The 20923-nt window shown below is 68.4% G+C and carries 22 protein-coding genes; 14 read left to right on the top strand and 8 right to left on the bottom strand.

The genetic code is table 11. From position 1 onward, the window contains the following. Positions 1–63 precede the first annotated feature (63 nt). A complete protein-coding gene (locus ACFXHE_RS12460) occupies positions 64–1287 on the bottom strand; it encodes a glutamate ABC transporter substrate-binding protein (RefSeq protein WP_379382500.1) in 1224 nt (407 codons plus the stop codon). Positions 1288–1532: 245 nt separating this feature from the next. Next, the gene (locus ACFXHE_RS12455) at positions 1533–2090 is read right to left on the bottom strand and encodes a TetR/AcrR family transcriptional regulator (RefSeq protein WP_379382498.1); all 558 of its coding nucleotides are present in this window, start codon (positions 2088–2090) and stop codon (positions 1533–1535) included. Between the two features lie 84 nt (positions 2091–2174). Between ACFXHE_RS12455 and ACFXHE_RS12450 the strand changes: the two genes are divergently transcribed. From ACFXHE_RS12450 to ACFXHE_RS12440, 3 genes are all read left to right on the top strand, one after another. Then, positions 2175–2600 carry a nuclear transport factor 2 family protein gene (locus ACFXHE_RS12450; protein WP_379382496.1) on the top strand — a complete coding sequence of 142 codons (426 nt, stop codon included), beginning with the start codon at positions 2175–2177 and terminating at the stop codon, positions 2598–2600. Positions 2601–2700: 100 nt separating this feature from the next. Next, positions 2701–3186, top strand: a complete 486-nt coding sequence (locus ACFXHE_RS12445; RefSeq protein ID WP_379382835.1) for a MarR family winged helix-turn-helix transcriptional regulator — start codon at positions 2701–2703, stop codon at positions 3184–3186. After that, on the top strand, positions 3183–3551 hold the full coding sequence (locus ACFXHE_RS12440; protein WP_354834872.1) for a DUF5313 family protein: 369 nt from the start codon (positions 3183–3185) through the stop codon (positions 3549–3551). The genes ACFXHE_RS12445 and ACFXHE_RS12440 overlap by 4 nt, the downstream gene beginning before the upstream one ends. 16 nt (positions 3552–3567) lie before the next feature. Here the strand turns inward: ACFXHE_RS12440 and ACFXHE_RS12435 are convergent, their stop codons facing one another. The 4 genes from ACFXHE_RS12435 to ACFXHE_RS12420 form a co-directional block, all read right to left on the bottom strand. After that, entirely contained in the window at positions 3568–4020 is a 453-nt protein-coding gene (locus ACFXHE_RS12435) for a DUF4189 domain-containing protein (RefSeq protein WP_379382494.1), read from the bottom strand. 73 nt (positions 4021–4093) lie between these two features. Continuing rightward, positions 4094–5047: an alpha/beta hydrolase gene (locus tag ACFXHE_RS12430; protein ID WP_379382492.1), complete on the bottom strand. Its 954-nt coding sequence runs from the start codon at positions 5045–5047 to the stop codon at positions 4094–4096. A 26-nt stretch (positions 5048–5073) separates the two neighbouring features. Beyond that, entirely contained in the window at positions 5074–5829 is a 756-nt protein-coding gene (locus ACFXHE_RS12425) for a glucose 1-dehydrogenase (protein WP_354834881.1), read from the bottom strand. 54 nt (positions 5830–5883) lie between these two features. After that, on the bottom strand, positions 5884–7011 hold the full coding sequence (locus ACFXHE_RS12420) for an LLM class flavin-dependent oxidoreductase (protein WP_379382490.1): 1128 nt from the start codon (positions 7009–7011) through the stop codon (positions 5884–5886). A gap of 176 nt (positions 7012–7187) precedes the next feature. Here ACFXHE_RS12420 and ACFXHE_RS12415 point away from each other — a divergent pair, with 176 nt between their 5' ends. The 7 genes from ACFXHE_RS12415 to ACFXHE_RS12385 all read left to right on the top strand — a co-directional run bounded on the left by ACFXHE_RS12415 (position 7188) and on the right by ACFXHE_RS12385 (position 13452). Next, positions 7188–7943, top strand: a complete 756-nt coding sequence (locus ACFXHE_RS12415) for a glucose 1-dehydrogenase (RefSeq protein ID WP_379382488.1) — start codon at positions 7188–7190, stop codon at positions 7941–7943. A 12-nt stretch (positions 7944–7955) separates the two neighbouring features. Further along, on the top strand, positions 7956–9635 hold the full coding sequence (gene kstD, locus ACFXHE_RS12410) for a 3-oxosteroid 1-dehydrogenase (RefSeq protein ID WP_379382486.1): 1680 nt from the start codon (positions 7956–7958) through the stop codon (positions 9633–9635). A 1-nt stretch (position 9636) separates the two neighbouring features. Next, positions 9637–10368 (top strand): glucose 1-dehydrogenase, encoded by a 732-nt coding sequence (locus ACFXHE_RS12405; RefSeq protein WP_364617214.1) that lies wholly within the window; start codon positions 9637–9639, stop codon positions 10366–10368. Positions 10369–10397: 29 nt separating this feature from the next. Continuing rightward, positions 10398–11213 carry an SDR family NAD(P)-dependent oxidoreductase gene (locus ACFXHE_RS12400; RefSeq protein WP_379382484.1) on the top strand — a complete coding sequence of 272 codons (816 nt, stop codon included), beginning with the start codon at positions 10398–10400 and terminating at the stop codon, positions 11211–11213. 414 nt (positions 11214–11627) lie between these two features. Continuing rightward, the gene (locus ACFXHE_RS12395) at positions 11628–12530 is read left to right on the top strand and encodes an LLM class F420-dependent oxidoreductase (protein WP_379382483.1); all 903 of its coding nucleotides are present in this window, start codon (positions 11628–11630) and stop codon (positions 12528–12530) included. Further along, complete coding sequence (locus ACFXHE_RS12390) at positions 12527–12853, top strand: hypothetical protein (RefSeq protein WP_379382481.1); 327 nt, start codon at positions 12527–12529, stop codon at positions 12851–12853. The genes ACFXHE_RS12395 and ACFXHE_RS12390 overlap by 4 nt, the downstream gene beginning before the upstream one ends. Then, positions 12850–13452 carry a Dabb family protein gene (locus ACFXHE_RS12385; protein WP_379382479.1) on the top strand — a complete coding sequence of 201 codons (603 nt, stop codon included), beginning with the start codon at positions 12850–12852 and terminating at the stop codon, positions 13450–13452. The genes ACFXHE_RS12390 and ACFXHE_RS12385 overlap by 4 nt, the downstream gene beginning before the upstream one ends. Before the next feature lie 22 nt (positions 13453–13474). On the opposite strand, the gene ACFXHE_RS12380 is transcribed toward ACFXHE_RS12385, so the two are convergent. After that, positions 13475–15085 (bottom strand): FadD3 family acyl-CoA ligase, encoded by a 1611-nt coding sequence (locus ACFXHE_RS12380; RefSeq protein ID WP_379382477.1) that lies wholly within the window; start codon positions 15083–15085, stop codon positions 13475–13477. Positions 15086–15488: 403 nt separating this feature from the next. Between ACFXHE_RS12380 and ACFXHE_RS12375 the strand changes: the two genes are divergently transcribed. Together ACFXHE_RS12375 and ACFXHE_RS12370 are read left to right on the top strand one after the other, a co-directional pair. Then, positions 15489–17669, top strand: coding sequence for a pyruvate, phosphate dikinase (locus ACFXHE_RS12375; RefSeq protein ID WP_379382475.1), 2181 nt, complete (start codon positions 15489–15491; stop codon positions 17667–17669). A 25-nt stretch (positions 17670–17694) separates the two neighbouring features. Then, entirely contained in the window at positions 17695–18459 is a 765-nt protein-coding gene (locus ACFXHE_RS12370; RefSeq protein ID WP_379382473.1) for a tyrosine-protein phosphatase, read from the top strand. Between the two features lie 22 nt (positions 18460–18481). Here ACFXHE_RS12370 and ACFXHE_RS12365 read toward each other — a convergent pair whose 3' ends face one another. Then, complete coding sequence (locus ACFXHE_RS12365) at positions 18482–19453, bottom strand: LysR family transcriptional regulator (protein WP_379382471.1); 972 nt, start codon at positions 19451–19453, stop codon at positions 18482–18484. Positions 19454–19613: 160 nt separating this feature from the next. Here ACFXHE_RS12365 and ACFXHE_RS12360 point away from each other — a divergent pair, with 160 nt between their 5' ends. Next, on the top strand, positions 19614–20180 hold the full coding sequence (locus tag ACFXHE_RS12360) for a hypothetical protein (RefSeq protein WP_379382469.1): 567 nt from the start codon (positions 19614–19616) through the stop codon (positions 20178–20180). Positions 20181–20504: 324 nt separating this feature from the next. Then, positions 20505–20708, top strand: a complete 204-nt coding sequence (locus ACFXHE_RS12355; protein ID WP_379382467.1) for a hypothetical protein — start codon at positions 20505–20507, stop codon at positions 20706–20708. Positions 20709–20923 lie beyond the last annotated feature (215 nt).

Here is a 20923-nt window from a genome sequence, read left to right as displayed (position 1 = left end):
CCTCTCGACTGCCGTCCACGGTAGGTCCACCGCCCGTCCCGGTGCACCGTATTTATCCGGCGGTCAGGGTTCGACGAAATCCGCGGCGAGGCCGCACAGCTTCCAGGCACCGTTGCGCCGGACCATGGTGCCGGTGTAATCGATGTCCTTGAAGTAGCTGCGGTATTTCTCGGGGACGTTTGTGAAGGTTTCGTGGAATGCGAAGGTGGCGGAGTTCGGGTCGTTTTGGGTGACTCCGGTGACGGTGTTCGTGTAGCCGGCGTTCTTCACTTCCGCACCGAGTGATTTGTCGAATTGCGGGGTGTATTGGAAGACGATCTGGTCGATGGTGTCGGCGGTTTCGGGGCAGACCAGGGAGCGGAAGCCCTCCCAGTCGCGAGCATTGGAGGTGGCCGCGACGGCCGTGGCGGCATTCACCAATTCCGGATCGAGGGTGGTCGGATCGCCGGGAGTGACCGTTTTATCCGGCGCATTGAATACCACCGGCGCGGGCAGCGGCTGGTATCCACTCGCGTTGAGATCGGCGTCCATGGCGCGCCGCCAGCTGCCGTCGTCGATCATCATGCGGATGACCGTGGTGATGCGGCTCTGCAATTCGAGATCGCCCTTGCGCACGCCGACCCCGTAGCGCTCGCGGGTGAAGCGGTGCCCGACCACGCGCAGCACGCCCGGGTGTTCATGCGCGTATCCGGCCAGAATGACGTCGTCGGTGGTGACGGCGTCGATGGTGCCCGCGATCAGGTCGGCGACGCACTCCGCGTAGGTGTCGCGGGTGGCGAGCTTCACGTTCTGGGCGAAGCTGCGCCGGATCTTGTCTGCGGAGGTCGAGCCCTCGGCGGTGCAGACGGTGCGTCCGTTCAGGTCCTCGGGCTGGTCGATGGCGCGTTCGCTCTGCCGCACCAGCAGGTCCTGCCCGGCCAGCAGGTAGGGCCCGGCGAAGGAGACCAGTTGCTGGCGGGCGGCGGTGATGGAGTAGGAGGCGACGATGAAATCGACTGCGCCCGAGTTCAACAGGTCCTCGCGCTGATCGGTGCGGGCCTCGCGCCAGGTGATGTGGTCGGGGGTGACGCCGAGCTTGTCGGCGATGTAGACGGCGCTGTCGACATCGAAGCCGTAGGGTTTGCCGTCGGGTCCCTCGACCGATAGCCCGGGTTGATCGAATTTGATGCCGATGGTCAGCGTCCGCGGTGGCGCCGACAGCGGCGCGTCGTCGGGTTTCGGGGTGTTACCGCAGGCTGCGAGTGCCAGTCCGGTCATGACCGCGACGGCGCGGATCGCACGCTTCATCGAATCCGATCTCCTGTCGTCAACTCGTGCGGATGAACGTCGAAGAACAGCCCCGGGCCGAGGTGCCGGAGAGGCAACCGGTCAGCACATGGTGCATCAAAGCATCCGAGTTGAGAAAACGTGCGGACATCGCCGAACTGGACGCGCGATTCGCCCGCGCTTCAGTCAATTCCGCAATATTTCAGCGATTATTGCCCCAGGTTTGCGAACGGCCGGACGGGCTGGTCTCCGTGTGTTCCGGCCGGTCAGCGCGAGGTGCGTAATCCGTCGGTGATCACGGCGAAGGTGCGCTCGCGCAGTCCCGGGGTCGCGCCCGTGTCGTGTGCGGCGAGGAAGATGCCCTTGATGATGGTGAGCAGGTCGCCGACGCTGATGTCGGGCCGCACCGCGCCCGCCTGCTGGGCGCGGGAGAGCAGGGTCCCCAGTGCTGCTTCGAGGTCGCGCGAGACCGTGCGCGGGTATTCACCGCCGTTGGCGCGCAATGCGTCCGCGAGGTCGCGTTTGACGCCGCCCTGCAGGACCAGCTTCTCCAGGAATTCGAAGAACGCCGTCCCCGGATCGTCGGCGGTGGTCAGGTCGCGGGCGTGTGCGGTGATCTTCTCGACCTGATCCAGGATGGCGGCCTCGAAAAGCGCCTCCTTGGTGGGGAAGTGGCGGTACACCGTACCCGCCCCGACGCCGGCCCGCCGGGCGATCTCGTCCAGCGGCACCGAAAGGCCTTCGGCGGCAAAGGCTTCCTGGGCGGCGGCCAGCACCCGCTCGCGATTGCGGCGCGCATCGGCACGCAGGGGTCGATCCGTCACTCCGACAGCCTACCCACCCGTTGACAAACGGGGCGCACGCCCCGAATACTAACCGGGTCCAACGTTCCGTTTTTGGAGGCAGTCGTGTCCACTTCCGTCGAAACCCCTCGTGACCTTGTCGAACAGCTGTTTCAGAGCCTGCCCTCGCGCGATGCCGACCGGTTCGTCGCGCTCTTCGATCCGGATGCCGTATTCGAGATCCCGTTCCCGATTCCCGGTGAGCCCACCCGCATCGAGGGCCGGGAGGCGATCCGCGAGTACCTGGCCTCCCGCTGGTCGGGAATGCCGAGTCTGGAGCTGCATGGCATCCGTCCGGTCGTGCACGAGACCGGCGATCCGGAACTGCTCATCACCGAGGTCGATATCGACATCACCCGCCCGGGGCAGCCGCGCGCCTGGATTCGCAGCTCTGTCAATGTGATTCGCGTGCAGAACGGCCTGGTCACGCTCTTCCGTGACTACATGGACACCGGTCGGATCCTGACCATGCGGCAGGCGCTGCAGGGTTGAGCGTGTGACATCGATTACCCCACCCGATTGTCGACGAACAGTTAGTGCATTAACTATTATTGCCCTAACCAAGACGATCGAGGAGGGCTGAGCGGTGGAGTTGGAGGTCGAGGACCCGCTGCGGCTGGACCGGCAGGTGTGCTTCGCGCTGGCGGTGGCCAATCGGGCGGTGCTGGCGGTGTACCGGCCGCTGCTCGAGCCCATGGGCCTGACGCATCCGCAGTATCTGGTGATGCTGGCCCTGTGGGGTGAGGCGCCGATGTCGGTCAAGGACATCGGCGAGGCCATCCAACTCGATTCGCCGACGCTCTCGCCGCTGCTGAAGCGGCTGGAGACGGCCGGGCTCATCACTCGCCGGCGCGACAGTCACGACGAGCGCAATCTGGTCGTGGATCTGACCGAGGCCGGGCGCGAATTGCGCAGGGAGGCGGAACAGATTCCGCCGGCGGTGGTGGCGCGACTGGGGGTGAGCCTGGCGGATCTCGAGGAGCTGCGCGAGGTGCTGAACCGGGTCAACGCCGCGGCGCGGCGGTCGGTCTTGGCGGATGGCGAGCAGACCGGATCGACGAAGGGAAACCGGAAATGAAGCGCCCCAACCCTGTTCAGTGGCTCGGCTACTCGTGCGGGCGCGTGCTGCCCGAGGATCTGCACGAGTGGGTGCGCAACGACCTCACCGGCCCCTGGGCGGTGCCGCGGCACCTCGTGCGGCAGCTGGTGCCGTTGGTCCCGGTGTTCGCGCTGGCATTCCTGCTGCCGGGTGAGCTGTGGCTGAAGCTGGCGGTGATCCTGCTGGGCCTGCTGCTGGCGCTGTTCTACATCGTGGCCTACATGCCGATGAACCGGGCGCACCGCCTGGTGAAGCACGGCTTCCCCGAGGACCTGGAGAATCCGGCGCGGGCTGCCCGCCGGGCCGCCGAACGCGCGGCCTACGAGGCCCAGTACCCGCACTGAGCCTCGAAAACCGGTGCTACTGACCGCTTTCGGTGCAGGTGCTCGCAACGACGTGGGCGGCGCGGGGCTGCGCGCTGCCCAGGTCGGGGAACGGGGGAGCGCTCTGGCCGAGCCCGTTGACGGCGTTCTGTTCGGCCTCGTCGAGGCTCGCGCCCTGGGCCCAGCCCCAGGTGCCGTCCGCGCCCTGGGCGACCGCGCCGCAGCCGCCGGTGAAGCGGAGCACGATCTCACAGTCGTAGTTGGCGCAGTCGCGGATCGCGGCGGCGTCGGCGGTCACCTTGGTGGTGCCGATGTCGGCGACCGCGGCGTTCTTCAGCCGGGACAGGGCCAGCGTGCCGAAGGACTGGGGTGCGGCCCCGGCGGATCCCGCCAGGGCCGCGGTGAGGGTGATGGCCGCGGTGAGAGCGGCTGCCCCCGTGGCGAATCGGGCATGATTCGTCGCCGAGGGGATGAGGCGTGCGACCGGCAAGAGAATTCCTGACGTTTCAGATATGTGAACGCAGGTGATGCTAACCGGTCCGCCCGTGAACCCACGGGGAATTTCAGACGACGGGTGTGCGGGCCAGCGCCCGGCGCAGCGCGCTGAACGCGGTCGCATTGGCGCGCTGGGTTTCTCGCAGATGGAAGGCCATCGACATGAACCCGTGCACGGTGCCGTTCCAGCGGTGGATCTCGGTCTCGACGCCCGCCTCGCGCAGCCGCTGCCCGTAGGCCTCGCCCTCGTCGCGCAGCGGATCGAATTCCGCGGTGGCGATGTGGGCGGGCGGGAGTCCGGTCAGGTCCGCGATGGTGGGATTGGCGTAGGGGTCGGACTTCTCGGTGTCCGAGAACAGGTACTGCTCCCAGTACCACCGAATGTGGGCCGCGGTGGTGAAGTAGCCCTCGGCGTTCTCGGTGTGGGAGGGGCGGTCGCAGTTCGGGTCCAGCAGCGGGTACATGAGCAGCTGGAACGCGATGTCGGGACCGCCGTTGTCGCGCGCGGTGAGGGCGGCGACGGTGGCGAGGTTGCCGCCCGCGCTGTCCCCGGCCACCGCGATGCGATCGGGATCCCCGCCCAGGGATTCGGCGTGGTCGGCGACCCAGCGCAGGACGGCGTAGGCGTCGTCGGCCGCGGCCGGGAAGCGGGCCTCCGGGGCGCGGCGGTAGTCGACCGAGACCACGATGACCCCGGCCTCGTTGGCCATGGTGCGGCAGAACCGATCGTGGGAGTCCAGGCTGCACAGCACGAATCCGCCGCCGTGGTAGAAGACCACCACGGCCGGAACGGGTTCGGCGTTCAGCGGCCGGTACAGGCGCACCGCCACCTCCGGCGCGTTCTCGGGCCCCGGCACCAGCCATTCCTCCACTCCCGCAACGGGAATCGGTTCGACGGCGGCGGCGGGGCGGGCGGCCAGGAAGGCCCGCGCTTCGGTGGCGTCGAGCACCTCGGTGCCCAGCGCCGGGAACGCCGCGGTGGCGGCGTCGACGAAGGTCTGCCATTCGGGGGACAGTGTCATTGCGGGCCTTCCTGGATCGCGCTGTCTTACTGCATGTTCCGCGGGATGAACTTGCCCGCCGCGAGGCCGCCGTCGACCGTCACCTCGGCGCCGGTGACGTAGGCGGAGGCGTCGGAGGCGAGGAAGGCGACCAGTTCGGCGACCTCCTCGGGCAGGCCGGTGCGCTCCAGCGGCAGGGTCGGGAAGCTGCCGGGGCCGGTGGTCAGGTAGGGCACCATCGGGGTGGCGATCGGGCCGGGATGCACGGAGTTGACCCGGATCTGGGCCGGGCCCAGCTCCAGGGCGGCGATCTTGGACAGGCCGCGCAGGCCCCACTTGGAGGAGCCGTAGGCGCTGTGGTTCATCAAGCCCTCGAGCCCGGCCTGCGAGGAGATGTTCACGATGGAGCCGCCGCCGGCCGCGGTCATGGCGGGCAGCACGGCCTTGATGCCGTGGAAGGCGCCGATCAGGTTGACCTTCAGGATGCGTTCCAGCTCTTCGGCGGTGGTCTCGGTGAGCGGCTTCATGATGTAGATGGCCGCATTGTTCACCAGCACGTCCAGCTTGCCGAACGTGTCGACGGCGACCTTGACGGCGGCGTCCCAGCTCTCGGCGTCGGTGACGTCGTGGCGCACGAAACGTGCGGCGTCGCCGAGGGATTCGGCGAGCTCCTTGCCCTCGGTCTCGAGCACGTCGGTGATGACCACCTTGGCGCCGCGCTCCACGAACAGTCGCGCCTCGGCCGCACCCTGGCCGCGGGCGGCGCCGGTGATCAGGGCGACTTTGCCTGTCAGATCAGCCATTTCGACCTCTTTCTGTGTCATCTACTTGTCGGTCGTCTACTGGTTACGACGGTGTTATCGGGTACGGAAGCGGGGGATGACCTTCTCGCCCCACTGGCGGATGGTTTCCAGGCATGCGTCCTGGGGCACGGTGCCCATCTGGATCAGGCACAGGATCTCGTCGGCCCCGGCCGCCTGCAGCCGCTCGACGTAGGCGATGGCGTCGTCGGCAGTGCCGTAGGCGTGCTCGGTATTGAAGATCGCGGTGGATCCGGTCTTCACCGGGATCTTGGCCTCGTGCAGGTAGGCGACGTGTTCGTCGGCGACCTGCTTCATCTTGGCGATCTCGTCGACGGCCGGGTCCACGGCCTCGTCGGGGACCGGACCGGCGCCGTAGTAGTACTTGATGGACTGGGCGAAGAAGCGCTGGCCGCGCGCGCCGATCTGCTGCGCTTTTTCCCGATCGTCGAGGACGATGGTCGGGCACAGCGCCGCGAAATGATCGTTGACCACGGTGGAGACGAAGCGTTCGCCGGTGCGGGCCGCGATGGCCTCGTCGTAGATGCCGCGCAGTTCGGCGATCTCCTCGATGCCCGCGAAACCCAGGACCAGCGCGCCGATTCCGTACTCGGCGGCCAGCTTCAGGGTGTCCTTCTTGGTGCAGGCCATGAACAGCGGCGGATGCGGGCGCTGCACCGGGCGCGGCAGCAGGTGGTGGGGGTCGATGTCCAGAAGCTCGCCGTGGTACTCGAATTCGCCCTCGGGGTCCTGCCAGGCGGCCGCGATCATGCGCAGCGATTCCTCGACCTCCTGATAGGTGCGGTCGGGATCGACTCCGCACATCGAGGTTTCGACGGTGGTCGCGCCGCGGCCGGCGCCCAGGTTCAGGCGGCCGCCGGAGAGCACGTCGAGCATGGCCGCGCGTTCAGCGGTGCGTACCGGATGATTGAAGCCGAACGGCATGCACACCACGCCGTGCCCGATGCGCACCCGCGAGGTCTTGGCGGCCACCCAGGTCAGGAAGATCTCCGGCGCGCTCATGTGCGCGTACCACTTGAGCCCGTGATGCTCGACGGCCCACACCGCGTCGAAGCCGACCTGATCCGCGAGCACGGCCTGCTCGACGCAATCGCGCAGCACCTGGGCCTCGTGCGCGGCGGTGGGGTCGGTCATCTGCGCTTCGAAGATCATCGAGAACTTCATCCGGGGCTCCTTGCCGCGACGCTGCCTCACCCGTCAGGGCGCTTATGCCTAACCGGAATACAACTGCACCCATAGCCTCAGGTCATGGGTCTGTCTCAGTGGCCGGGACCACATCGTGCCGGGGTTCCGCATCGGGACTTAGCGTCGGTTGACGAGCAGAGGAAGGGATGGAATCGGTGGGACAGCTGGACGGCAAGGTGGCGCTGGTGACGGGTGGCGCCCGGGGCATGGGAGCGGAGCACGTGCGCCGCTTCGTGGCCGAGGGCGCCAAGGTCGTGTTCGGTGATGTGCTGGACGACGAGGGCAAGGCGCTGGCCGCCGAGCTGGGCGCTGCCGTCCACTACGTGCACCACGACATCACCAGCGAAAGCGACTGGCAGGCAGCGGTTTCCGCGGCCACCACCACGTTCGGCAAGCTGGATGTGCTGATCAACAATGCCGGCATCCTGCGGTTCAAGCGCATCGTGGAGATGAGCCTGGACGAGTTCAACACCATCATGAACATCAACGTCACCGGCGCTTTCCTCGGCATCAAGACGGCCGCGCCCGCGCTCACCGCCGCCGGCGGCGGGTCCATCGTGAACGTCTCCTCGGTCGAGGGCTTCGTCGGTGCGGCCGGTCTCTCCGCCTACAGCGCGAGCAAATTCGCGCTGCGCGGGCTCACCAAGTCCGCCGCCCGGGAACTGGGGCACTCGGGTATCCGGGTGAACTCGATTCATCCCGGCGGCATCGCCACCCCCATGACCGCGTCCGTCGCGGGCGCGTCCGGGGTGGACGGCAACACCTTCTTCTCCGAATTGCCCATTCCGCGCTGGGGTCAGCCGGTCGAGGTCTCCGAGGTGGCGTTGTTCCTGGCCTCGGACGCCTCGAGCTATTGCACCGGAGGCGAATTCGTCGTCGACGGCGGCATGCTGACCAGCTGCGGCTACTAAGGAACGAGATTCATGGAATTCGAATTCGACGTCGTTGTGGTGGGTTCCGGCGCGGCGGGTATGACCGCCGCGCTGACCGCCGCCTACCGGGGCCTGTCGGTCACCCTCATCGAGAAGAGCCGCCTGTTCGGCGGCTCCACTGCGCGCTCCGGCGGCGGCATCTGGGTGCCCAACAACCCGGTGCTGCAGGCCGCGGGCGTGCCGGACAGCCCGGAGCTGGCCCGCACCTACCTGAAAGCCGTTGTCGGCGACCGGGTTCCGGAGGCCAAGCAGCGCGCGTTCCTGGAGCAGGGCCCGGAGATGTTCCGCTACATCGGCGCTCGCTCCAAGCACTGGGACTTCGCCTACGACCGCGGCTACTCCGACTACCACCCGGAGTTCCCGGGCGGTCTGGCGCAGGGCCGCAGCATCGAGCCCAAGCCGATCGACGGCCGCCTGCTCGGCGGGGATCTGCACAAGATCAACCAGCCGACCATGTCCGCGCCCAAGGGCATCGCCATCACGGTCAAGGACTTCCACGACCTGAACATGATCGCGCGCACCTGGACCGGCAAGAAGACCGCCATGAAGGTCGGCGCGCAGACCGCGCTCAACCTGATCAAGGGCGCCAAGCCGCTCAGCCTGGGGAAGGCCCTCGCCGCCCGGCTGTGGCTGTCGCTGCGTGACGCGGGCGTGCCGGTGTGGCTGAACACGCCGCTCACCGACCTGATCGTCGAGGGCGACGCCGTGGTCGGCATTCGCGCCGAGCACGAGGGCCGACCCGTCACCATCAAGGCGCGCCGCGGCGTGGTGCTGGCCGCGGGCGGCTTCGAGCACAACCTGGAGATGCGCAAGCAGTACATCGACGGGCCGCAGAACACCGGCTGGACCGTCGGCGCGACCGAGAATGTCGGCGAGGGCATCGTGGCGGGCCAGAAGGCCGGCGCCGCAGTGGATCTCATGGACGACGCCTGGTGGGGTCCGTCCGTGCGCAACCCCGGGGGCCCGCCGTTCTTCATGCTGGCCGAGCGCTCGCAGCCGGGCGCCATCGTGGTCAATGCCAAGGGTGAGCGCTTCGTCAACGAGTCCGCGCCGTACGTGAACGTCGTGCACACCATGTACGAGGAGGAGAAGAAGGTGCCGGGCAGCATCCCGGCGCACTTCATCTTCGACCAGAACTTCCGCGACCGGTACCTGTTCCTGGGCAACTTCCCCAAGCGGCCGCTGCCCCGGAAGTACTTCGACGCGGGAATCATCAAGCAGGCCGACACCCTGGCCGAGCTGGCGGACAAGCTGGGCATTCCGGCGAACAAGCTGGCGGCCACCGTCGAGCGCTTCAATGTTTTCGCCCGCAAGGGCCGCGACGAGGACTTCCTGCGCGGCGACTCGGCCTACGACCGCTACTACGGCGATCCGACCGTCAAGCCCAACCCGACTCTGGCCCCGCTCGAGCGCGGCCCGTTCTACGCGGTCGAGATGGTGCCGGGCGACCTGGGCACCAAGGGCGGCCTGGTCACCGACGAGCACGCCCGCGTGCTGAACGACCAGGGCGAGGTCATCCACGGCCTGTACGCGGCGGGCAACAACTCCGCCGCCGTCATGGGTAACGACTACGCCGGCGCGGGCGCCACCATCGGACCCGCCATGGTGTTCGGCTACATCGCGGCCAACCACCTGGCCGACGCGGAATCCGAAGCGGCACAGGAGAACTGACATGGGACGGGTTGATTCGAAGGTCGTCGTCGTCACCGGCGGAGCGCGCGGCATGGGCGCGGCCTTCGCCCGCAAGCTCGCGGCCGAGGGCGCGCGGGTGGTGATCACCGACGTGCTCACCGAGGCAGGCGAGGCCGTCGCGGCCGAAATCGGTGACGCCGCACGGTTCCTCCCGCTCGACGTCACCGACGAGGCGGCCTGGAACGACGTGGTCGCGCAGACCGAGGCCGCGTTCGGCCCGGTCTCGGGCCTGGTCAACAATGCGGGCATCGTGCACGTCGACCCCATCGAGAAGCTCTCGGAGGCCGACTACCGCAAGGTGATCGACGTCAACCAGGTCGGCGTGTTCCTGGGCATGAAGGCCGTGATCGGGTCCATGCGCCGGGCCGGGGTGGGTTCCATCGTGAACATCTCCTCGACCGGCGGGCTCATCGGCTACTCCAACATCCTGGGTTACGTGGCCTCCAAGTGGGCCGTGCGCGGCATGACCAAAACGGCCGCACAGGAATTCGCGGCCGACAATGTCCGCGTCAACTCCGTGCACCCGGGCATCGTGGCGACCGAGATGGTCGCGGCCTCCGAGCGGTCGGCGAACATCGCGGCCAATCAGCCCATCGCCCGCCCGGCGACCCCCGAGGAACTCGCCAACATGGTGCTGTTCCTCATCTCCGACGACTCCTCCTACAGCACCGGCGCGGAATTCATCGCCGACGGCGGCTTCACCACCCAGTAACAACTCCGCTGCGAGACAAGGAAACACCCATGAAGGACTTCCACGGCAAAGTCGCCGTAATCACCGGTGCGGGAGCGGGCATCGGCCGGGCGCTGGCCCTGGAGCTGGCCCGGAACGGCGCGCAGCTGGCGCTGTCCGGGCGCAATCTCGACAATGTCGCGGAGACCGTGGCGCTGTGCGAGAAGGAGGGCGCCAAGGCCCGCGCCTACAAGCTGGACGTGACGGACCGGGCGGCCGTGTACGCGCACGCCGACGAGGTGGTCGCGGATTTCGGCAAGGTCAATGTCGTCGTCAACAATGCGGGCGTCTCGCTGACCGCCAATATCGAGGAAGTCTCCTGGGAAGACCTGGAGTGGATCTTCGGCATCAACTACTGGGGCACCCTGCACGGCGTGAAGGCGTTCCTGCCGCACGTGATCGCCTCCGGTGACGGGCACATCGCCAATGTTTCCAGCATGTTCGGCCTGGTGGCCTGCCCCAGCCAGGGCGGCTACAGCTCCTCCAAGTACGCCATGCACGCCATCAGCGACGCACTGCGCCAGGAGATGATCATCGCCGGCTACAACGTGGGCGTCTCCAGCATCCACCCCGGCATGATCAAGACCGAGATCGCCTGGAAGGCCCGCGCCGCCGCCACCCGCGACCGCGACGATCTGGCCGCCAACTTCGACCGCCTGGCCCAGACCAGCCCCGAGGACTGCGCCAAGACCATCGTCAACGGCATCCGGAAGAACAAGCCGCTGATCCTGATCGGCAAGGACGCCAAGGCCATGAACATCATGCGCCGCCTGCTCGGCTCGGGCTACATGAAGCCCCTCACCGCCCAGATGCGCAAGGAAATCTGACCCACTCTCGGAGCTCCCGTGTCCCGGTGCGTTCCGCACCGGGACACGGACCGAGGGGTGGTGATCGGCCCATACTCCTTGCCGCCCAGTCATATTGGCGCCGATAGCTGCTGATCGGCCCGGCTGCTCGGACCTGCGCCGGGCGGTCTGCCGCCGGCCTTTCACCGATAGCGGCGAACAGGTTGCCGTCGCCGCTGCGACCCGCCGCCGCGTCGGCTCCCTTGTCCGGCCGCGCCCGCATCAGCCCTGCACCGTACGGTGCGGGGCCAGCTGTCGTTGCGTGAAATTACCGCTGTGACATGGGATTTCGTGGGTCTCGGTGAGCGGGACCGGGGCGATTTGTGACCCCGCTAACACGCCACGATCGGAGGGTGGCCCAGTGGCGGGTCGTACCCGGAAGGACGGAGGCGGCCGATGCGCATCGGCATGCTCATGCCATATCTCGAGGGTCTGGTGACCTCGGGCGGATTTCTGCGGGAGTTCGCGGCGGCGGCGGAGGAATGCGGCCTGGATTCGATCTGGACCGTGGAACACGTTGTGGTGGCGCAGGATTACGAGCCGCTGTACCCGTATTCGCCCGACGGACGGATGCCGGGCGGGGATCTCGGGGTGCCGATGACGGATCCGCTGGAGACGCTGGCGTTCGTGGCGGCGGCGTCGAGCACCCTGAAGCTGGGCACCGCCATGGTGGTGGCGCCGCTGCACAGCCCGGTGGTGCTGGCCAAGCGGGCCGCCACCATCGATCGGCAGTCGGGCGGGCGGTTGCTGCTCGGGCTCGGAATCGGCTGGCAGAAAGAGGAATACGCGGCGATCGGGGTACCGTTCGAGGATCGCGGCGGACGCCTGGACGACTGCATCGGGGCCATGCGGGCGCTGTGGACGGAGTCCCCGGCCACCTATCAGGGCAAGCACGTGTCGTTCGAGAAGCAGTTCTGCCTGCCGCAGCCCGAACGGTCGATCCCGATCGTGCTGGGCGGCAACAGCGCTCCGGCGGTGCGGCGTGCGGCCCGGGTCGGGGACGGCTGGTTCCCGTACACCATCTCGTCCGAGGACTTCGCGCGCGGCGCGGACCGGATTCGTGAGTTGTCACGGGAGGCAGGACGTGCCGAGGACGCGGTCGAGATGACCATCTGGCCGGGCTCCTTCGATTTCACGCGTGAGTTCGACCCCGGCTATGTGCGCCCCTATGTCACGGCGGGCGCGAGCCGCGTCGTGCTCACCCCGCCCATGTTCGGCCCGGAGTCCCTGCTCAACGGCGTGGAAAACCTTGCGGCCTACGTGGATCGGTATCGCAACGAGGTGGAGGCGAAGCTGTGAATCCCGCGACGCCTGTCCGCGTTGTCGACCGTATTGTCCTGCCCGCCGACCGTGCCGAGGACTGGCTGACCCACTGGCGCAGCGACTATCTGCCGGGGGCCACCGCCCGCGGACTGCGTTCGCCTCAGGTACTGCACGAGCACACCGGCGCGGATTCGGTTGCCGTGCAGATCATCTGGGAACTGCCCGGCATCTACGACTTCTACGGCATGCGGGGCGCGGCCGCCGCCGATCCCGCCGTCTCGGCCTTCTGGTCGGACACCGACGCCGTCGCGCTGACGCGGGAGCGGCACGTCCTGGCGGTACAGGAGGAACTGTCATGAGCCGCTGGGTGATTCTCACCGCCCCGCCCGCCGGAGACGACGCGGACGGGCAGCTCGCCGCGCAGGCCACGGCGGCGGCCGCGACACCCGGGGTCACGCACTGCTCGGCCGGTGTCGATCTGCCCGGCAGCACGGGCGGACTCGGCGCGGTCTGGGATCTGGCCGCCGACTCGGCGCCCGCGACCGTCCTGCCCGTCCTGCCCGCGACCGCCGATGTGGTGCCACTGGCCCCGGTGAACGCCCGCGTGGTGCGGCTGGATTCCGCCCGCCGCGTCAAGCGCACCCTGCTGCTCACGGTGCGGTCCGGCACGGCTCCGGATACGGTGGCGCGCTTCGAATCCGACCTGATGGCCATGCCCGCGCACATCTCGGCCATCCGGTCCTGGTCGCTGAGCCGGGTGCCGGGCCACGGCCGCTGGACCCATGTGTGGGAGCAGGAATTCGCCGACCCGGACGGGCTCAATGGGGATTACCTGCTGCATCCCTACCACTGGACGCACGTGGATCGCTGGTTCGACGGCGAGATCCCGGATTCCATCGTGGAACCGGCGATCGCGCACCTGTACCGCTGGGCCGACGGCCCGGTGCTGGGGAACTGAGCGAGCGGTGCTGCCGAACTGATCAGCTGGGATCGCGCAGCTGCTGTTTGAGCACCTTGCCGCCGGCATTGCGCGGGAGGTCGTCGACGAAGACGATCTCCCGCGGCACCTTGTAGCCGGCCAGGCGCGAGCGCGACCACTCGATGAGGGTGGCGGGATCGGTCGCGGCCCCGTCGGCGGGCACCACGACGGCGCGGCCGACCTCGCCGAGCCGCTCGTCGGGGATGCCGATCACCGCGACATCGCGAATATCCGGGTGCTGCAGCAGGACTCGCTCGATCTCGGCCGGGTAGGCATTGAAGCCGCCGACGATGAACATGTCCTTGAGCCGGTCGGTGATGCGCAGGTAGCCGTCGTGGTCAAGGGTGCCGACATCGCCGGTGTGCAGGTAGCCGTCCGCGTCGATGGCGGCGGCGGTGGCCTCGGGGTCGTCGAGGTAGCCGAGCATGACATTCGGGCCCTTGACGGTGATCTCGCCGGGTTCGCCCGGCGCCACCGGTGTGCCGTCGCGGTCGAGGATGCGGATCTCACTGCCGGACAGGGTCTTTCCGACCGTGCCCGCGACCAGTTCGGTCGGAGCGTCGGGCGGGCAGATGGAGACGACGCCGATGGATTCGGTGAGGCCGTAGGCGGTGAAGACGTAGGGGACGCGCAGATCCTCGCGAATGCGCCGCACCAGTTCGGTGGGGATGGTCGCGCCGCCGGTCCCGGCCAGGCGCAACGAGCCCAGCAGGTAGTGATCGTGCTCGGCGGCCAGCAGGTCGGTGAAAAGCGTTGGCGGCCCGGCCAGCACGGTGATCCGTTCGCTCTCGATGAGCTGCAGCGCCCGGGCGGCGTCGAAGCGCTCCATCGGGACCATGGTGGCGGTGCGCAGCAGGCAGGCCAGGATGCCGGCCTTGTACCCGAAGGTGTGCGAGAACGGGTTCACCAGCAGATACCGGTCGCGCGGGCGCAGCGTCACCGCGTCGGCCCACTGCGCGAGCACCTCCAGGGTCTGCCGGTGCGTGGCGAGCACGCCCTTGGGCGCGCCGGTGGTGCCGGAGGTGAACAGGATGTCGGACACCGACTCCGGATCCACCCGGGCGCTGCGCTCGGCCGCGGACTGCGGCTCGATCACGGTGCCGGGGGCCAGGAATCCTGCCCAGGAGCTGATGTCCCAGTCGGCCGCGTTCTCGCCGCGGGCGTCGTCGAGCAGGATGACATGTTCCAGATCCGGTAGGGGACGGCCGGATTCGGCCAGCATGGCCGGATAGTCCGCGCCCAGGAACTCCTGGACCGTGCACACCGCCTTGACGTGGCTGCGGGCCAGCACCTCCGCGGTCTCCGCGCCACGCAGCCGGGTGCTGATCGGCACCAGAGTCGCTCCCGCACCGAGCATTCCGAGCGCGGTCACGATCCAGCGCACGCTGTTGGGGGCCCACATGCCCACCCGGTCACCTGGTTCCAGCCCCGACGCCATGGCCGCCCGGGTCACCGCGGCGACATCGTCGGCGAGTTCGGCGAACGTCAGCCGCCCCGCCGGCCCGGCAATGGCCACCGCCTCCGGATAGCGCCGCGCCCGGTCCGCCACCAGCGCCGGAATGGTCGTCACGGGCCCGGCCGCGGAGCTGCCGCCCGAGTGCCGCCGATCCATCCGCCCATCCTGCCCCAACCCGCAGTCCACGTAGCCCATTTTCGAAGTGCCATCCCGCTGACCGGGCGTGCCGCCGGTACCGCCTCTCCGAGACTTCAGCGCACGGTTTGGGAGCCGTTGCCGGTTTCGCACGCGTGCCGGCGGTCAGGAGCGGCACCGATTTTGGGCGTACCCGGGGAGTTACCCCGGTCGGCGCGAAATCGGTTGTCGCGTTGGGCAACGGTGCGGCCCGCGAAGGTCGGCTCGTCCATTCCGCTGATCGGGATGGGAGTTGGGTGTGGGCGTGCTCACCCGTCAGGCTCGTTGTAGTGGTCCCGTGGGGGACGGGATATTGCCCGGCAGGCCGCTCGAGCAGCGGCGGAGCGCTGGAGTGCGAATGAATCCAGGACCTCGAAGGAGTGACATGACGGCCGGAACGGAGCTTGCGCAGCGTCTGGACCTTGCGGCGGGCGCGACCGTTGTCGAACTCGACGGCGCGTGCGGACTGTCGCGAGAGAAGATCGGCGGCAAGGCGTGGAGCATCGACCACATGCGGGCTCTCGGCCTGCCGGTGCCGCCCGCGTTCGTCATCACCACCGACGGCTGGGCCGACTACACGCGGCGCGGCGCCATCGCCGATGAGATCTGGGCACAGGTGCTCGACAGCATCGCCATGATCGAGCGCGGCACCGGCCGTCGCTTCGGGTCGGCGGAGCGCCCGCTGCTGGTGTCGGTGCGCTCGGGTGCGGCCATCTCCATGCCCGGCATGATGGACACCGTCCTGAACCTCGGCATGACCGACGCGGTGCAGCAGGCGCTGGCCGTGGAGACCAGCAATCCGGCCTACGCGCAGGACACCCGGCAGCGTTTCGTGCACCAGTACCGCGAGACCGTGCTCGGCGACGCGAACGGCGCGGTCCCGGCCGATCCGTGGGACCAGCTGCGCGGTGCGATCGAGGCCGTGTTCCGGTCCTGGGATTCCGCGCGCGCCAAGACCTATCGCGCCAACCGCGGCGTGCCCGACACCCTGGGCACCGCGGTCACCGTGCAGGCCATGGTGTTCGGCAACCTCGACGAATTGTCCGGCACCGGTGTGCTTTTCAGCCGCAACCCCAATACCGGCGACGGCCCCGTCTACGGCGAGTGGCTGGTCGGCGGGCAGGGCGAGGACGTGGTGTCCGGCCGCCTGACCCCGCGCCCGCTCGACGAGCTGGCCGCCACCCAGCCCGCGGTGCACGACCGGCTGATCGCCGCCGCCCAGCTGCTCGAGCACGACGGCCGCGATCTGCAGGACGTGGAGTTCACCGTCGAATCCGGCACGCTGTGGCTGCTGCAGTCGCGTCCGGCCAAGCGCTCGGCGCGGGCCGCGGTGCGCACCGCGGTCGCCATGGTCGAGGAGGGGCTGATCAGCGCCGACGAGGCCCTGGACCGGGTCACCGCGGACCAGGTGCGTGAGGTGCTGCGCCCCGCCTCCGGCGACACCGGCGGTCAGGAGCCCCTCGCCCGCGGCGAATCCGCCTGTCCCGGACTGGCTTCCGGCATCGTCGTGACCGATCCCGATGAGGCCGAGGCGCGCGCCGAGGCGGGCGAGGACGTCATCCTGGTGCGTCCCACCACCAGCCCCGACGATCTGCACGGCATGATCGCCGCGCGGGCCATCGTCACCGAATTGGGCGGCACCACTTCGCATGCCGCGCTGGTCAGCCGGGAACTCGGCCGGCCGTGCGTGGTCGGCTGCGGGCCCGGCGTGGTCGCGGCGCTGACCGGCAAGTCCGTCACCGTCGACGGCGGGGCCGGGCTGGTGCTGCCCGGCGAGGTCGTCGCCAAGCCGGTCGAGCAGGCCGTCCTCGACGATGTCCGTCAGCTCGCCCAGTGGGCGGGCGTGACCGGCGAGCAGCTCGCCGACCGCCTCGAAAACCGCGCTGTCGCAGCGGAAGACGCCGAGGCCGCCACCGAGAACGCCGAGCAGGAAGAGGTTTCCGTGAACGCTCCCGTCACCGAGCTGGCCGTGCTGCGGCTGGTCGGCATCAAGGGCCGGGTGAACGCCGACAATCTGGCCGCCAGCCTGTTCGCCGACACCGCCGAGATCGCCTCCTGCTGTGAGGGTTTGGTGACCGCGGGCTACTGCGCCACCACCCCGGCCGGCTTCCGCATCACCCCCGAGGGCCGGCCGCGCCTGGAGCAGCTGCTGGCCGAGGAGCGCGCGACCGTCGACGCGGCCGCCATGACCGCCGCCTACGACGAGTTCTGCGTCTTCAACGGCGACCTCAAGGTCATCATCACCGACTGGCAGATGAAGGACCCGGCCACGGTCAACGATCACGCCGACGCCGAGTACGACGCCTCGGTGCTGGGCCGGCTCAACGAGACTCACCAGCGCCTGCGCCCGCTCATCGGCCGCCTGGGCGGGCTCGCCCCGCGCCTGTCCCGCTACCTGGACCGCCTCGACCGCGCGGTCGAGCGCATCGCCGAGGGCGACCACACCTACGTGGCCCGGCCCATCATGGACAGTTACCACACCGTCTGGTTCGAGCTGCACGAAGACCTGATCGGCCTGTGCGGCCTGACCCGCGCGGAAGAGGCGGCGGCCGGCCGTGCCCACTGAGCCTGTTGTGACCACCGAGCCCGTCGTGACCACTGATTCCATGCCCACCCGCTGGATCGACTTCGCCCAGATCGACAATGTGCGCGACCTGGGCGGGCTCCCCGTAACCGGCGGCGGCACCACACGTTTCGGCATCGTGCTGCGCTCCTCCACGCTGCAGCAGGCCACCTGTGACGACCTGTCGCACCTGGTCGAGAAGCTGGGCCTGCGCACGGTCATCGACCTGCGCCTGCCCGACGAGGTGGAGCGCGAGGGCTACGGCCTGCTCGCCGGCTCCGGTCTGCGCATCGCCAACCTGCCGATCCGCAAGTCGCCGCAATCCTCGCTGGCCGCACGGGATCTGGTCCCCGACAAGACCCGCGTCGACCTGACCGAGCTGTACGGTCAGCTGCTCGGCGGCAGTGGTGAGCACATCGTCGAGGCGGTTCATCTCATCATCGATCCGGACCGCCACTCGGTGCTGTTCCATTGCGCCGCAGGCAAAGACCGCACCGGCGTGCTCGCCGCGGTCCTGCTGGACGCGGTCGGGGTCCCCGCCGAGGCGATCGCCCACGACTACGCCCTCACCAACGAGCGCATCCAGAAGGTCCGCGACCGACTCGACGCGCTCCCGTCCTACGAGGGCCTGCCGCAGACCAATACGGGCATCCTGGCCGTCTCCCCGGAGGTCATGCTCGGCTTCCTGAGGAACCTGCATGCCGAGCACGGCGGGGCCGCCAACTGGCTACTCGCCAACGGGCTTTCGGAGTCCGAACTCCAGCGGCTCCGCGAAGTCCTGGTCGTCGCCTAGGCCTCAGGTCCCGGCCGCTACCTCAGGTCCCGGTCGTTCCAGCCTGCGGCAGTAGCGACCGGACCCCCGCCGGGAGGCCGCCGCTCGCGGCAGCCTCCCGGACGAAACTCTCCAGCGTCGCCCGGAACGCCCCGGCGGCGTGCGTGGGTGTGACGTCCTTGCGATGGGCGAGCGCGACCGTCCGGTGCAGCCCGCGGGACTCGCGCCCGCCGTCGCCCGACAGCGGAATCCCGCGCAGCCCGGGCCGTCCGGCCAGCACCGTGGACGGGACGACCGCGATCCCGAGCCCCACCTCCACGAACCGCAGCACGGCATCCATCTCGCCGCCCTCGACCGCGAAGCGGGGTTCGAACCCCGCCTCCCGGCAGGCCCCGATCGTCGCCTCCCGCAGGTCGTAGCCCGGCCGGAACATCACCAGCGGTCGATCCCGCAGATCCGTGATGCGCAGGTGCGGACGCTGGGGCAGCGAACTGTCGTCGACCCTGGCGGTGACCACCAGATCCTCGCGCAGGATCGGCGTGGTGGCCAGCGGGGTGTCCTCGCCCAGCGGCAGGATCACCAGCGCCGAATCGAGTGCGCCCCTGGTCAATTGCCGCACCAGATCCCGCGACCCACCCTCCTCCACCAGCAGCCTGATCCCCGGATACGCGTCGTGATACCGCCGCAGCGCATCCGCCAGCAGCCCCGAACACAGCGACGGCGTCGCCCCGAGCCGAACCCGCCCCCGCCGCAGCCCCGCAAGCTCCTGCACCTCCAGCCGCGCAGTATCCACATCCGCCAGAATCCGGGTGGCCAGCGGCAACAACGCCTCACCCGCCGGAGTCAGCGTGATATTCCCCCGCGCCCGGCTGAACAGCGAAGCCCCGAGCTCGCTCTCCAGCGTCCGAATCTGCTTCGACAACGACGGCTGCGCGACCCCCAGCGCATCGGCCGCCCTGGTGAAATGCCTGGCCTGCGCCACAGCCAAAAAGTACGACAACTGCTGCAACTGCACAGTCGATAGCCTAGAACTATGAACTCCGCCATTCCGATTCCGAGTCGATGATCACGAACACTCGTGCTCTCGAGCGGGGGCTGGTGGCGTATCGGGCGTGAGGTCCGGCGTCAGCTGCACTATTGACTTCGTGCTGCCCTGCCGGCGTACGTTACGGTTCATGATCGTGGACCAGCCGCAGGAAGTATCACTACCGCCACGCACTTTTCGATCTTCGTGGGTCCGTTGGGCCGAGATGATGGTGTTGGGTCCGATAGGGATCGCGGGCGGCTGGGTACTGCTCGTAACAACTACGACCACCGGGTCCCCGCTGACGTTTCCCGTGCTGGCTCCGGTCCTCGTGGGAGCTCTGACGTTTGTCCTCGGACTGCACGGTTTCATCCGTCGCACACCCGATGTGGTAGTCAGCGATCAGGGGATGGTGCTCAGCCCATTCGGCCGAATCCTGTGGACTGCGATATCGCGTATCCATCTGATCACCGCCCATGGGACGAGGTATCTGGCCGTCGAACTGGTCGAGGGTGGCCCGAAACTCGGCGAAAGTCGTTGGCCTAGATGGATCTACGGCCCAATAGGAAAGATCACAATCGGCTACTCGCTCACCGTCTCGGAGCGCTGGCTGCGCCCAATATCGCTGGACGACATCGCTGCTGAACTACACAGACGAAACCCTGGTCTGGTCATCGTGAAATCCGAACAGCGAGGCTTCCGACGCGTTCAGCTCTAGTCCGAGCGCAGGGCATGCTGGCAGCAGCAGCTCTACATGTGGCGCCAAGGCGATCCACCGATCGAACCCAACTAATACCCATACGACAACGGGCCTTCGCGAACTGATCGCGAAGGCCCGTTGCGCTGTCGACACCAGCTACAAAAGGTGTCCAGAACATCCGGATTCGTGAGCCAATCGCACTGCAATACGGTGCAGCACAACAGTTTTCGATGCACTAGCGGATTTCTGACTCGAGAATTGCAACACCGATTTCAGCGGCTGGGAGCGTTCTCGGCGTGAGGTTCAACCGGGCCTCGCACCACCGAAAACGGAGGTACTCCAGTGAGAACTGGAACCACTCTCGCTCCCGCCACTCCGCCCGAACAGCCCACCGACCCGCTGCCATTGCTGTTGCTGGCCTTCGGGTTCGCGACGTTCCTGATCGTCGGCGAATTCGGGCACTGGTACTACGCCGCGATGATCGCGGTGAAGGCCTTGCAGGCGCTCACCGCCTACTTCAATCGGGGTCGCGGCTTCGGGAGGTAGCCACGACCGCTGACGACAGCCTGCGCGTGTGTCCCCCATTGGGGGGACACACGCACCAGCCCTGCAGGCCTGGTGCACGTCAGTCCTGCGGAGCGGCGACCAGGCTCTCGCGGGGCATCCGGAACGGGTAGCGACCGGGAACATCTTCGGTGGACTCGACGGTCACCCGGTAGAACTCGCCGAAAAAACAACGGATATGGGCGTTGGTCCTGGCC

Source organism: Nocardia sp. NPDC059229 (genome assembly GCF_042754165.1).
In the GTDB taxonomy this organism is placed as follows: Bacteria; Actinomycetota; Actinomycetes; order Mycobacteriales; family Mycobacteriaceae; genus Nocardia.
This window is presented reverse-complemented; position numbering and strand designations above follow the sequence as displayed.